This is a genomic window from Pedococcus sp. NPDC057267, from assembly GCF_042668795.1.
Lineage (GTDB): Bacteria > Actinomycetota > Actinomycetes > Actinomycetales > Dermatophilaceae > Pedococcus.
Genome location: NZ_JBHUYG010000113.1, coordinates 1 through 12,949, shown reverse-complemented (window position 1 = coordinate 12,949; position 12,949 = coordinate 1). Strand labels below are relative to the sequence as shown.

Here is a 12,949-nt window from a genome sequence, read left to right as displayed (position 1 = left end):
GTGGCGGAGTTGTACACCAGGGAGAACTGGGCCTTGTGCCACGGTGCCTCGCACCCGCGGACCGGTGTGCCGAAGTCGCGGGTCAGGAGCGGGTCATCCGGGTTGGTGTACTTCATGTTCGGCAGGTCCTGCGCCCAACCGCACAACCACGCGCCGGCTTGGGCGCCGGTGGCGAAGTTGTCCCCGTTCACCCAAACCAGGTCGACTGAGCCGTCGGTGGTGCCGGCCTGCCGTTCGGCCAGGACTCGGTTCAACGCGTCGCGGGTGTCCGCGACGGGTACCCGTCGCAGGGTGACACCGAGTTTGGCTGCCGCCGGCGCCAGGACCGTGTCGACGTAGCGGTTGCCCTGCGGGTCGCCGCCCCACATCCACAACGCCACGCTCTGCCCGCGGGCGTCGGCGGCGACCTGCTGCCACGCCTTGGGGCTCGAGCTCGACCCTGAAGAGGACGCGTTGGGGGCCGCGCAGGCGCTCAGCGCGACGGCCAGCACCGCGGGCGCAGCCCACCCGCGCAGGCGTCGCAGCCGGGAAGCCGAGCGGGGGTGGTCGGTCGGTCGCGTCATGGTGTCGTCCATCGCAGGTCGGGGCCGGACCGGGTCCGGGTGGGCGACTCGGGAACACGATGGCGCCCTCAAGGACTTCCCTACGTGCAGCCGCTCGCGTGGCCTCCGGGTGTTCCTGGGGTGCGCGCCCAACCTCACCGACGACAGGACCTCCTCCATTGCCGCCACCCCAGCAGGTCCCCTCTGCGCCCCCACCCTCGGCCGGTGGTGCGGGGAGGCGACCGGCCCGGCACTGGGCTGCCGTCGCCCTGTTCGCGGTCCTGGCAGCGGCAACCCTGGCACTGTGGAGGACTGGGGCGCTGGACCTGGCGGCCGTGCGTGCACGGGTGGCGCACGCGGGAGCTGTCGCCCCGGTCGTGTTCGTCGCGGCCTACGCGGCGGTGACGTTGCTGCCCGTGCCCAAGAACGTGCTGTCGGTGGGGGCGGGCGCCCTGTTCGGGTTCGGTCCCGGCACGGCACTGGTCTGGCTTGCCGCCATGGTGGGGGCGGTGGCTGCGTTCGCGGTGGCACGGGCCGTCGACCCAGGCGCCCTGTCGTGGGTGGTGGGCCGACACCGCGACCGGGTGCTCCGGGTCCTGCACCGGCACGGGCTGGCGTCCGTGCTCATCGCAAGGCTGGTGCCTGTCGCTCCGTTCACGGCCGTCAACTACGTCAGCGGCATGTCGCCCCTCCGCCCGCGTGACTTCGTGCTCGGAACCGCGGTCGGCATCCTGCCCGGGACGGTGGTGTACGTCGCTGTGGGCGCGTACGGGTTGACCCGGCCTGGCACGGTGGTGCTGGCGGGCAGCGCCCTGCTCGCGCTCACCGCCGGCGGAGGCGTGGCCGCTCGCAGGCTGCGCACCGCCGGCCCGACGCCAGCAGCCCCGCCCGCCGACACCGGCCCTTCACGGCAGGAGTGAGCATGTTCGACACCGGGCTGCGAAGGCGGCTGGACCGTCCACTGTCCGCGGTGGCGGCCCGCCTTGACGTCCCGCTGCTGACCCCGGACCGCTTGACCATGGCCGGCCTGCTGCTGGGTCTGGGCAGCGCTGCCGCGGCCGCCGGCCAGCTCTGGGTGCTCGCCCTGCTCCTGTGGTGGCTGTCGCGGGCCTGCGACGGCCTGGACGGCCCCTTGGCCCGCCGCCGCACCCGGCACGCCCGGGACCTTGGCAGCGCCACGCTGTCGGGACGTGAGGGGTCGCACGCCGGCGGGTTCCTCGACATCACCGCCGACTTCGTCGTGTACGGGGCCACCGTCACCGGTGTCGCCGTCGGCGTCCGGGCCGGGTCCGGGCAGTCGTGGCTGCCGTTCCTGTTCGTCCTGCTGGCGTACTACGTGAACGGGACGGCGTTCCTGGCGTTCTCCTCCATCGCCGAACGCACCGGCCGGCGCATCGACGACGGGCGGTCGCTGAGCTTCCTCGGCGGCCTGGCCGAGGGCGGCGAGACCATCGTCGTGCACAGTGTGTGGCTGCTGTTCCCGGGCTCCGCAGCCACCGTCGCAGTGGTGTGGGCGGTCGTGGTCGCGCTCAGCGCCACCCAGCGCATCGTCGCCGGGTACCGGGCTCTGCGCTGACCCAGGATGTGGGGCGGTCGAGTTGCGTGGCGGCTCAGCGACGCCAGCGGCGCAACACCCCGATGACCCCGGCGGCAGGCGGCTGGGCGAGCCGGGCCTGCACATCCTCGATGGCCGCGTTCCACGGGCCGTCCCCGTAGGTGGGGTAGGGGTGCGTGACCCCGGCCAGGTCGCGAGCCCGCAGGCCACGGGTCACAGCCAAGGTCAGCTCGGCGAGCACCTCACCGGCGCGGGGCCCGACGACGGTGGCGCCCAGGATGCGGCCGCGGTGGTCGGTCACGACCCGGGTGAACCCCTCGGTGGCGCCTTCGGCGACGGCACGGTCCACGTGCTCGTTGTCCCAGTGCAGCACCTGCAGGCCGCGCGGTGGGGATGCGGTGGCGACACCGACGGCCGCAACCTCCGGTGTGGTGAACGTGACGCGCGGCACCGCCGTCGTCGACACCTTCCGCCGCAGCCCCAAGACGGCGTTGGACGCGGCGACGCTGCCATGGACGCCGGCGACGTGGGTGAACTGCGGGTGCCCGGTCAGGTCCCCGGCAGCCCACACGCGCGGGTTCGACGTCCGCAACCTGGCATCCACGGTGATGAAGCCGCGAGCGTCGGTCTGGACACCGGCTGTCGGCAGCGCCAAGGATGCGGTGTTCGGACGCCGCCCCACGGCCACGAGCAGCTGGTCGAACTCGACGCGGGAACCGTCGTCCATGTGCAGCGCCCCGCCGCCCCCGTTGGTGCCGCTCACCTGGGTGACGGCGCTGCCGGTGACGACCTTGACCCGGTCGGCGGCCAGCGCGGCCGTCACCACGTCAGCGGCGCGGGGGTCCTCCCGGGGCAGGAGCCGGTCGGCCCCCTCGACGATGGTGACCTCGGCCCCGAGGCGGGCGAACGCCTGCCCGAGCTCGCACCCGATGCCTCCGCCTCCGAGGATCACCAGTCGGGTCGGCGCCGTCGTCAGGGCCCAGATGGTGTCGCTGGTCAGCGGGGCCGCATCAGCCAGGCCGGGCACGTTGGGAACGGCCGGGGTGGCGCCGGTGGCGATGACGGCGCGGGAGAACCGGACCTGCTCACCGTCCACGTCCACGGTCGTGGCGCTGGTGAACCGGGCCGTGCCCTTCCTGACCTGGACACCAGCGGCGCGCAACGCCTCCGGTGAGTCGGTCGGGGCGATCTGCGTGATGGCGTGCCTGACGTGACCCATGACCGTGGTGAAGTCGACGCCAGTGACGGTGGCGGCGATACCGAACCGGTTCGCGTCCCGAACGGTCGCGGCAGCGTCTGCCGCGGCCAGCAGGGCCTTGGACGGGACGCACCCGGTCCACAGGCAGTCACCACCGGGCTCGTCCCGCTCCACCAGCAGCACGTCCGCGCCCAACCGGGCGGCAGTCTTGGCGGCCACGATGCCGGCGGTGCCCCCACCGATGACGAGCATGTCCGGTGGGTTCACCGCTGCTCCTCGGCGACGAGCTGGTCGACGAAGCCGCGCAGCCGGAGCACGGCGGCTGGGTCCGGCATGGGCCGTCCCGGCAGTGCGGACAGGGCGCGGTGCAGCGTGCGGTGCTCGGCCGCCACCTGCGAGCACTTCTCACACGTGGCCAGGTGCGACTCCAGCCGGGACACCTCCCCAGGGGTCAGCGGTGCCGCGGGGTCGGCGTCCAGGTAGCGCTGGATGCGTCGGGCGCTCCAGTGGCACGTGATCATCGTGCGCATCGTGCTGATCATCGAAGCCTCCCGGCGGTCAGGGCGGTGGGACCGACTTGGCGACGGACTCGGTCGCGGGCCCGGCTCAGGCGGGACATGACGGTTCCGACGGGCACCCCCAGCACGGCGGCGGCGTCGGCGTAGGTGAGGTCGTTGACGTCCACGAGCCACAACGCCTCCCGGAACCGGGGGTCGAGCGCGGTCAGGGCCTTCACCAGCTCGTGGTGCAACGACTGGTCGACGACCTCGTCCTCGGCGCTGGGATGCTCGGCTGCGCTGAACGCGGGCCGGGTGTTGCTCAGGGCGTTCCAGTCGGCGACGACCTCTGGGCGTTGCCGGCGGTGCATGTTCATGTGCGTGCGTCGCAGGATGGTCAGCAGCCACGCCCGCGGGTGCCGCCCATCGAACCTGGCGACGGCCTTGTACGCGCGGATGAGCGTCTCCTGCACCAGGTCCTCGGCGTCGGCCGTGTTCCCGGTCAGGGACTGCGCGACACGCAGGAGCACCTGGAGCTCGGGCTCGACGTACTGGCGGAACGCCAGGGCAGCGGCTCTGGCGTCCACGTCATGGGTCGGTTCGGGCACACCGTGGGAACCCGGTGACATGCTCACAGTGTTCCCAACACAGCCGCGATGCGCGCGACCGCGTCAACGGGCAACCAGCGCGCCCCCGAGTGGCGACCGGTGGGCCTTGGAGGGACGGTGGCGGTCATGTGGAGCAGGTACACCGCTGTTGCGCCGGTGTACGACGTGCTGTCCGCCGAGTGGCCCGTCTACCGGGTGGGCCGGCGCCTTGCCATGCCGCTACTGCGGCTCCGTCCCGGGGACACCGTCGTTGATGTGGGGTGCGGGACCGGCCTGAACTTCCCAATGCTGGCCGCCGGCGTGGGGCACGGCCACGTCGTGGCTGTGGACTCCAGCGCCCACATGCTGGCAGCGGCACGACACAAGGCCCGCACGCTGGAGCGCGCCACCGGCTGCCGGGTTCTGCTGCACCAGGAAGACGCGACGGCGATGGGACGGCTGCGGCGCGAGGTCCCGGCCCTTCGCGACGGCGCCGATGCGGTGCTGTTCACATACTCGCTGTCCGTGATGCGTCCGTGGCGGCAGGCGTGGCAGCAGGCCAGGTCCCTGGCCCGACCAGGGGCCCGCGTCGCTGTGGTCGACATGACCACCCCCTGCGGACCGAGCCGGCTCTTGTCTCCGCTAGCGCGACTGGCTTGCGCGCTCGGCGGTGCCGACATCAACGCCCACCCGTGGCAGGCCCTGGTGGCCGACTGCATCGACGTCACGCATGAGCAAGCCTGGGGTGGGCATGTACAGGTTTGGGCAGGCACCGTGCCCTGACGCGACCCGGACACCACCCACCAGGAGAAGGAAGGAAGTTCAGCGTGACTGAGACTCCGAAGGCGAACGGGTCGTGGCAACGACCGAAGCTCATCGTGTTCGACGTAAACGAGACCCTGTCCGACATGAGCACCATGGCGCAGCACTTCGAGGCGGCCGGCGCCCCGGCGGGTTTGGCTGCCACGTGGTTCGCGTCGCTGCTGCGTGACGGCTTCGCCCTGACCGTCACCGGCGACAACCCCGACTTCGCCGACTTGGCCGCAACGTTGCTGGGCCGAATGTTGGCCGGGCACGACGTCGGTCAAGTGGACGCGGCCGTGCAACGCATCATGAGTGCCTTCACGTCGTTGCCGCTGCACCCCGACGTCGTGCCCGGCGTGCGCGCCCTCGCCTCCCAGGGTATCCGCCTGGTCACGTTGAGCAACGGGTCGACGCAGGTGGCACAAGGACTGTTCGAACGCAACGGCATCGCGGACGCCTTCGAACAGCTGCTCTCCGTGCAGGACGCGCCGGCGTGGAAACCGGCAGGTTCCGCCTACGAGTACGCTCTGCGGGTCTGCGACGTGAACGCGGCAGAGGCGATGCTGGTGGCGGTTCACCCGTGGGACATTCACGGCGCCTGGCATGCTGGACTACAGACCGCGTTCCTCAACCGGTCGCGTGCAACGTACCCAAGGCCCTTCCACGCCCCTGACCTGCAAATCGAATCACTACCCGATCTGGCTCCACCGCTTCGATCTGCCTAAGGGGTCGACTTCCCCGGGGCTGTCCCGCCAAGGGCCCGTCCGGTGGCTGGTCACTGCGGGTAGCGGAGCACAGGCCGGACAATGCACCAGCTCTCGGCGGCCTCACCGGAGCTGAACAACAGGTGCCGCGGCTAACGCTCGGGCAGGGACATCGATGCCGTTCTCGCCGCATCGGCCACGCATGTCCTCGCGGGAGTGGTGGAGGTGTTGGCATGAAAAGGTTGCTCGGCTGGGTCGCGGTGCTCTACCTCGGTGCCGCGGTCGTCGGCCTGGTGCGGGAGCGGCTGGGCATGATCGCGTGCGGCTGCGCCGACGACTGCTGGTGCATGAAGCCAGGGGTCAGCCTGTTCCGCTGGGTCTTCCCGCGCGGACACGAGAGCTCATGGACCGGCGGAGCCAAGCCGCCCATGTGGTCTGAGCCCAATGTCTGCGACCGGGCGCCGCTCAGACGGAGCTTCGGTCAGTGGTGGTCACTGGTGGCGCGTCCGTGGCACAGGACATGTCCACCGCGAAATCAGGCGCCTCCTCTGTTCCGTCACCGACGAAGTGGCACGGCTGCTGACCTGCGGAAATGTGCCCTCGGGCAGATTCGAACTGCCGACAACCCGCTTTAGGAGTCGCATGAGGATGTGCAGCGCCTGGGTACACGAACCGAATTTGTGCGTGGACGCTTGTCATTCGCTTACGTCGCTCAGCGACTCTTGGCGGCATGGTGTGCCACAACTGTGCCACGGGTCCTGACGTCAATCGTGTTCCAAAGTTTTCCGCCATCGGCGTCGCGAGTCTGCTGGCCGCCATTAGCCGGCTTAGCCGCAAGGCTGGACCGCAGGCGCCCCGGTTCTCCGATTTTCAGGCATAGACAGGCCGGCGGGTCAGGGCCAGGGGCCGGGGCCGCGTGCGACTCGTCGTGCGACATCTATCCCCCCTCGCCCCCAATCACGTCTGGGCCGCAGCGCCGTCCTTCTGTGAACGCATCCGACACTCCAGCTGCGATCCGGGGTGGGCCCCAGAAAGTTGTACCGGCGGCCAATCAGACGGTCACTCCGTGCGTCCCCATCTGCGGTGGTGGACCTGAAATGCGAGGGGCCCTTGGCCGTGGCGGTAGTACGCGGTGTTTTATGGGTCGTAGCGGGTGTTCTCCTGCCAGAAGCGCCAGATGATGCGGACGGCTCGGGGGTGGTCTTGTCCTCGGGGGCGTGCCCGTTGGTAGAGGGTGCCCAAGGTTTGGTGTGGTGCGAGTCGCCGTCCAAGTCGATCACCGCGCCCGAGTTATCGTTGACGGCCCAGCACCACCATTCCGCTGGCTTTCCATGACAACAGGGCCACACTCGGCCAATCGCTCGACGTTGCGTTCACTCCAGGGCCGAAGTCAACGGTCATGTTGAATGGGCGTGCCGACCGTGCCTAGTCGACACGACGTAGGAGCATCTCGGCGGTGGCCGTGTCAGTGACGAGGACCTTGACGTAGCCGGCGCGGACGGCGACCCGGATGGACTCGACCTTGTCCTCGCCAACACCGACGCCGATGGTGTGCGGGATCCGTTGCAGGCCGGCCAGCGTGATCGCGATGAGCCGTTCGGAGCCCGGGAAGTCGATCGGGCGGCCGTCCCGGTCGTAGGGGCGGGCGCAGATGTCGCCGACGGCCGCCTGCATCGCCTCCTCGTGGGCAGAGATGACGCTGGGCAGCGACCACCGCCGGTGCGGCGGGGCGCCGATGCCGAGCAGGGCCGCCGCGGCGGTGTCCCACAGGTGGCGCACCCGCTGCACCTGCGGGTCCTTGACCAGCACGCGGTGCAGGGGCGGCGTGGGCATCGCCGGGGCGTAGAGCATGACAGGGTTCCCCTGGACCTTGAACGCCAGCGCCCGGGTGATCTCGTTGGTCTGGTACTGCGGCTCGGGCTCCTCGACGCCGCCGACCGTGGGGCACAGGAGCACCCCGGGCATCGCCGGCAGGCTCTGCTGGACCACGGTGTAGACCGTGGCACCCGACGACACCAGCAGCGCGTCGCCGGCGCGTAGCTGCGCCGCCGCGAGGGCCTCGACGACGCGGGGGGCCAGGAGCACCCCGGCGTCGACCCCGCGCGCCGACGGTGTCACGTAGGCCGTGGTCAGCCCCAGTGAGGACACCAGCGCGCGCTCGAGGTCCGCAGTCGCGCCCTGCTCGGGGTCGCGCACCCGGACCTCGACGATGCCGCTCTCGCGGGCGGCGGCGAGCAGGCGGCTGACGGTCGGCCGGCTGGTCCCGATCCGACGGGCGATCTCCGCCTGGGTGGCGTCCTCGAGGTAGTAGAGGCGAGCAGCCTCGTACACCAAGCGCGACGGAAAGCGTTGGCGTGAAACGGAACTGCCGCGCTCCGGGCTCGTCTCCCTCGCCATCGCCCCCACCCCTTCGCCCTCCACCGGCCCGCGCGGCCGTGCACAGATGTTCAGCATAGTGGAGGCGCCTGAACAATTGTGCTGGACATTTGTGCAGGGCACCTCTACCGTGATGGCGAACCCGATCGACCTTCTGGGCAGATCGAGGCAACCCGACCAAAGGAGGTCACCCATGGCCGAGCCGGCGCAGGAACGCGACGACGACGGGGCCGCCACGATGCAGGCCGTGGTGTGCCACGGGCCGGGTGACTACCGGCTCGAGAGGCTGCCCGTCCCCACCGCCGGCCCGGGGGAGGCCCTCATCCGGGTCGAGGCCGTCGGCATCTGCGCCAGCGACCTCAAGTGCTACCACGGCGCGGCCAAGTTCTGGGGGGATGCCACCCGCCCGGCCTGGGCGGAGACCCAGGTCGTCCCGGGGCACGAGATCACCGGGCGCGTCGTGCACATCTCCGACGAGGCCCGCGACCGCTGGGGTGTCGGCGAGGGCGACCGCGTCGTCGTCGAGCAGATCGTGCCCTGCGGCACCTGTCTGTACTGCCGTGAGGGCAACTACCACATGTGCCAGGTGCACAACATCTACGGCTTCAAGCGCGCGACGCAGGGCGGGATGCAGGAGTACATGGTGCTGACCGCGGGGTCGCTCGTGCACCGGGTGAGCGCCGACATCCCGCCGGCGCACGCGGCATTCGCCGAGCCGCTGTCGTGCGCCCTGCACGCGGTGGAGCGCGCCGTGATCACGTTCTCGGACGTCGTCGTCGTCGCGGGCTGCGGGCCCATCGGTCTGGGCATGATCGCCGGGGCCGCGGCGAAGTCGCCGGCCCACGTCATCGCCCTGGACCTCGAGCCGCGCAAGCTCGAGCTCGCGGCCCGGACCGGCGCCACCCGCACCATCGACATCGGCCGCGAGGACCCCGTGGCCGCCGTCATGGAGCTCACCGACGGCTACGGCGCGGACGTCTACCTCGAGGGCACCGGCCACCCGTCCGCGGTCGTGCAGGGCCTGTCGCTGCTGCGCAAGCTCGGACGGTTCGTCGAGTACAGCGTCTTCAAGGACGAGGTCAGCGTCGACTGGACGATCATCAGCGACGACAAGGAGCTCGACGTCCGCGGCGCCCACCTCGGCCCCAACTGCTGGCCCGCCGCGATCCGGCTCATCGAGGAGGGGCGCCTGCCGCTGGACGACATCTGCACCCACCAGCTGCCCATCAGCGAGTTCGCCCGCGGGCTCGACCTCGTCGCCTCCGGCTCGGAGTCGATCAAGGTCTCCCTCCTGCCCTGACGCACCCCCCACGAAGGCACCTCCCCCGCCCCACCCCGACGCCAGCCCCGCCCCAGCACCCTCCGACCAAAGGAACCACACCATGACCCACCGCCGGGCCACCACCGCCACCAAGGCCACCCTCCTGCTCTCCGCCGCCCTGGTCGTGCCGCTCGCGGCGTGCAGCTCGGGCAAGACCGCGACCGCCGGGTCGTCGGGGTCGGGCAAGGGCTCGATCCAGGGCGCCAAGGTCGCCTTCCTCATGCCGGACGAGGCGTCCACGCGCTACGAGCAGCACGACGCCCCGGGCTTCAAGAGCGCCCTCGCCAAGCTGTGCTCGAGCTGCACCGTGCTCTACAACAACGCCACGGGTGACGCCTCGAAGCAGCAGCAGCAGTTCAACGCGGCGATCTCCCAGGGGGTCAAGGCGATCGTGCTCGACCCCGTGGACTCGACCGCCGCCACCTCGCTCGTCGCCCGGGCGCAGGCCCGCGGCATCAAGGTGGTCGCCTACGACCGCCCCATCCCCGACGCCAAGGTCGACTACTACGTGTCCTTCGACAACGAGGAGATCGGCAAGTCGATCGCGCAGTCGCTGGTCAAGCACCTCAAGGACACCTCGGTCCCCACGACCAAGGGCATCCTCGAGGTCAACGGCTCGCCGACCGACGCCGCGGCCGGCCTCATCAAGAAGGGCGTCCACGAGGGACTGGCGGGCAGCGGCTACACCACGCTCGCCGAGTACGACACCCCCGACTGGGAGCCGACCAAGGCCCAGCAGTGGGTCGCCGGCCAGGTCTCGCGCTTCGGCGACAAGATCGGCGGCATCGTGGCCGCCAACGACGGCACCGGCGGCGGGTCGATCGCAGCCCTCAAGGCCGCGAACGTCAAGCCGGTCCCACCGGTCACGGGCAACGACGCCACGACTGCCGGCCTCCAGCTCATCATCGCCGGCGACCAGTACAACACCATCTCCAAGCCGAGCGAGATCGTCGCCGGCGCCGCGGCCCAGGTCGTCGTGGACCTCGTCCAGGGCAAGTCCGTCGAGGCGGTCGGCGGGGGCAAGCTCACCACCGTCTTCAACGCCCCCACGATGCTCTTCGTCCCGAAGGTGATCACCAAGGACAACCTCAAGTCCGAGATCATCGACACCAACATCGCCAAGGCCTCGGACCTGTGCACGGGTGCCTACGCCGCGGGGTGCAAGACCCTCGGCATCTCCTGACCGGGCCCTGCCGAGACGAAGGAGGACCTCCTCATGACAGCCACCGAGACCGCGTCCGTCCCTACGGACCAGGCCACGCCCATCCTCAGCCTGCGTGGCGTCGGGAAGACCTTCGGGGCCGTGTCCGCCCTCACCGACATCGACCTCGAGGTCCACGCGGGTGAGGTCGTCGCGCTCGTCGGCGACAACGGCGCCGGCAAGTCCACCCTCGTCAAGGTCCTGTCGGGGGTGCACCAGCCCGACTCGGGCGAGCTGTCGTTCGACGGCCGCCCGGTGACGATCGAATCACCCTCAGCGGCCCTCGAGCTCGGCATCGCCACGGTGTTCCAGGACCTCGCCCTGTGCGAGAACCTCGACGTCGTCGCCAACCTCTTCCTCGGTCGCGAGCTGCGACCGACCCGACTCAGCGAGGTCGAGATGGAGACGCGCTCGTGGGAGCTGCTCGGCGAGCTCTCGGCGCGGATCCCCAGCGTGCGCGTGCCCATCGCCTCCCTCTCGGGTGGTCAACGCCAGACCGTGGCGATCGCGAGGTCGCTGCTCGTCAACCCACGGATCATCATGCTCGACGAGCCCACCGCGGCCCTCGGCGTCGCCCAGACGGCCGAGGTGCTCAACCTCATCGAACGGGTCCGCGCCCGCGGGCTCGGCGTGATCATGATCAGCCACAACATGGAGGACGTTCGGGCGGTCGCCGACCGCATCGTGGTGCTCCGGCTCGGCCGCAACAACGGCGTGTTCGGCCCCGAGGCCAGCAGCCACGACCTGGTGGCGGCCATCACCGGTGCGACCGACAACGTCGTCACCCGGCGCTCAGCCCGCCGCGCGGGCGACACGCAAGCGCCCGTCCAGACCCCGGAGGAACCCTCATGACCCAGGAACGACAGGACACTGCCGGTATGCCGCCGGCCACGCCTGCCGCTGCGCCGGCAACGCTCGACCGCCAGGACGCCCGCGTCTCGGTGGGTGCAGGGGGCGTCGGTGGCGCGGTCGCCGACTTCGGCCGCCGGGTGCGCTCCGGTGACCTCGGGCCGCTGCCCGTCGTGGTGGGGCTGGTGATCATCGCGGTCATCTTCCAGGCCCTGAACCCGGTGTTCCTCACCTCGACGAACCTGGTCAACCTCCTCTACGACAGCGCCGCCGTCGGCACGATCTCCCTCGGCATCGTGCTCGTCCTCATCCTCGGCGAGATCGACCTGTCGGTGGGTTCCCTCAGCGGTCTGTCGTCGGCCTTCCTCGGCGTGCTCTGGGTCAACCAGGGCTGGCCGGTCCTGCTCGCGATCGGCGCCGCGATGCTCAGCGGCGCGCTCATCGGCCTGCTCTACGGCGTGGTCTTCACCCGGTTCGGGATGCCGAGTTTCGTGGTCACCCTCGCGGGCCTGCTCGCCTTCCTCGGCCTGCAGCTGCAGCTCCTGGGCAGCCAGGGCTCGATCAACCTGCCCTACGGCACGGCCCTGGTCACCTTCGGCCAGCAGCAGTTCCTCCCGCCGGTGGTCGCCTACGTCTTCGCGGTCCTGGCGGCCGGGGTGGTCCTGTTCACCGGGCTGCGCAACAAGCGCGAGCGGCAGAGGGCCAACCTCTCGCACACGAGCACGCAGGTGCTGGTGGTCAGGGCGGTCGCGCTGCTCGTGCTCTTCGCCCTCGCCGTCTGGTACCTCAACCGGGACAACGGCGTCCCGTGGATGTTCATGCTGTTCGTCATCGCGGTCGTCGTCGCCAACTACGCCCTGACCCGCACCAGCTGGGGCCGGCACATGTTCGCCGTCGGTGGCAGCGTCGAGGCCGCTCGACGGGCCGGCATCAACGTCAAGCGGGTCTACCTCTCGGCCTTCGTGCTGACCGGGCTCCTGGCGGCGACCGGTGGCGTCCTCAGCGCCTCACGCCTGGCGTCGTCGAGCCAGAGCGCAGGCACCGGGGACGTCAACCTCAACGCGATCGCCGCCGCCGTCATCGGCGGGACGAGCCTGTTCGGTGGCCGCGGGTCCGCGTGGTCGGCCCTGCTCGGCATCCTCGTCATCCAGTCGATCTCCAACGGGTTGACACTGCTCAACCTGTCCTCGGCGCCGCGGTTCATGATCACCGGTGGGGTTCTCGCGCTGGCGGTGCTCATCGACTCGCTGGCACGGCGTTCACGGGTCTCCCACGGGAGGGCCTGACGCCGCTCGGAGGGGCTGGGTGCGCGAGC

Annotated in this window: 13 protein-coding genes; 8 read left to right on the top strand and 5 right to left on the bottom strand. The window is 70.7% G+C overall.

Annotated elements, in window-relative coordinates; genetic code table 11:
- The coding region (locus ACFUC1_RS18215; protein WP_379122330.1) for a hypothetical protein at nucleotides 1-563 on the bottom strand (563 nt) is incomplete at its 3' end.
- A gap of 314 nt (nucleotides 564-877) precedes the next feature.
- Here ACFUC1_RS18215 and ACFUC1_RS18210 point away from each other — a divergent pair.
- Complete coding sequence (locus tag ACFUC1_RS18210) at nucleotides 878-1,462, top strand: TVP38/TMEM64 family protein (RefSeq protein WP_379122329.1); 585 nt, start codon at nucleotides 878-880, stop codon at nucleotides 1,460-1,462.
- A 2-nt stretch (nucleotides 1,463-1,464) separates the two neighbouring features.
- Nucleotides 1,465-2,118, top strand: coding sequence for a CDP-alcohol phosphatidyltransferase family protein (locus ACFUC1_RS18205; protein ID WP_379122327.1), 654 nt, complete (start codon nucleotides 1,465-1,467; stop codon nucleotides 2,116-2,118).
- 34 nt (nucleotides 2,119-2,152) lie between these two features.
- On the opposite strand, the gene ACFUC1_RS18200 is transcribed toward ACFUC1_RS18205, so the two are convergent.
- Genes ACFUC1_RS18200 through ACFUC1_RS18190 form a run of 3 tightly spaced genes read right to left on the bottom strand, consistent with a single transcriptional unit; the run spans nucleotide 2,153 to nucleotide 4,421 of the window.
- Complete coding sequence (locus tag ACFUC1_RS18200; RefSeq protein WP_379122325.1) at nucleotides 2,153-3,562, bottom strand: dihydrolipoyl dehydrogenase family protein; 1,410 nt, start codon at nucleotides 3,560-3,562, stop codon at nucleotides 2,153-2,155.
- Complete coding sequence (locus tag ACFUC1_RS18195; RefSeq protein WP_379117078.1) at nucleotides 3,559-3,837, bottom strand: anti-sigma factor family protein; 279 nt, start codon at nucleotides 3,835-3,837, stop codon at nucleotides 3,559-3,561. Before ACFUC1_RS18195 ends, ACFUC1_RS18200 begins: the two co-directional genes overlap by 4 nt.
- A complete protein-coding gene (locus ACFUC1_RS18190; protein WP_379122323.1) occupies nucleotides 3,834-4,421 on the bottom strand; it encodes an RNA polymerase sigma factor in 588 nt (195 codons plus the stop codon). The genes ACFUC1_RS18195 and ACFUC1_RS18190 overlap by 4 nt, the downstream gene beginning before the upstream one ends.
- 105 nt (nucleotides 4,422-4,526) lie before the next feature.
- On the opposite strand from ACFUC1_RS18190, the gene ACFUC1_RS18185 reads away from it, so the two are divergent.
- The gene (locus ACFUC1_RS18185; protein ID WP_379122321.1) at nucleotides 4,527-5,162 is read left to right on the top strand and encodes a class I SAM-dependent methyltransferase; all 636 of its coding nucleotides are present in this window, start codon (nucleotides 4,527-4,529) and stop codon (nucleotides 5,160-5,162) included.
- 44 nt (nucleotides 5,163-5,206) lie between these two features.
- Complete coding sequence (locus tag ACFUC1_RS18180; protein WP_379122319.1) at nucleotides 5,207-5,908, top strand: haloacid dehalogenase type II; 702 nt, start codon at nucleotides 5,207-5,209, stop codon at nucleotides 5,906-5,908.
- 1,404 nt (nucleotides 5,909-7,312) lie between these two features.
- Here the strand turns inward: ACFUC1_RS18180 and ACFUC1_RS18175 are convergent.
- Complete coding sequence (locus ACFUC1_RS18175) at nucleotides 7,313-8,218, bottom strand: sugar-binding transcriptional regulator (RefSeq protein ID WP_379122317.1); 906 nt, start codon at nucleotides 8,216-8,218, stop codon at nucleotides 7,313-7,315.
- 238 nt (nucleotides 8,219-8,456) lie between these two features.
- Between ACFUC1_RS18175 and ACFUC1_RS18170 the strand changes: the two genes are divergently transcribed.
- From ACFUC1_RS18170 to ACFUC1_RS18155, 4 genes are all read left to right on the top strand, one after another.
- Nucleotides 8,457-9,563 carry an alcohol dehydrogenase catalytic domain-containing protein gene (locus ACFUC1_RS18170; RefSeq protein ID WP_379122315.1) on the top strand — a complete coding sequence of 369 codons (1,107 nt, stop codon included), beginning with the start codon at nucleotides 8,457-8,459 and terminating at the stop codon, nucleotides 9,561-9,563.
- Nucleotides 9,564-9,645: 82 nt separating this feature from the next.
- Entirely contained in the window at nucleotides 9,646-10,767 is a 1,122-nt protein-coding gene (locus ACFUC1_RS18165) for a sugar ABC transporter substrate-binding protein (protein WP_379122313.1), read from the top strand.
- Between the two features lie 33 nt (nucleotides 10,768-10,800).
- Nucleotides 10,801-11,637, top strand: a complete 837-nt coding sequence (locus ACFUC1_RS18160) for an ATP-binding cassette domain-containing protein (RefSeq protein ID WP_379122312.1) — start codon at nucleotides 10,801-10,803, stop codon at nucleotides 11,635-11,637.
- Nucleotides 11,634-12,920, top strand: a complete 1,287-nt coding sequence (locus ACFUC1_RS18155) for a sugar ABC transporter permease (protein WP_379122310.1) — start codon at nucleotides 11,634-11,636, stop codon at nucleotides 12,918-12,920. The genes ACFUC1_RS18160 and ACFUC1_RS18155 overlap by 4 nt, the downstream gene beginning before the upstream one ends.
- Nucleotides 12,921-12,949 lie beyond the last annotated feature (29 nt).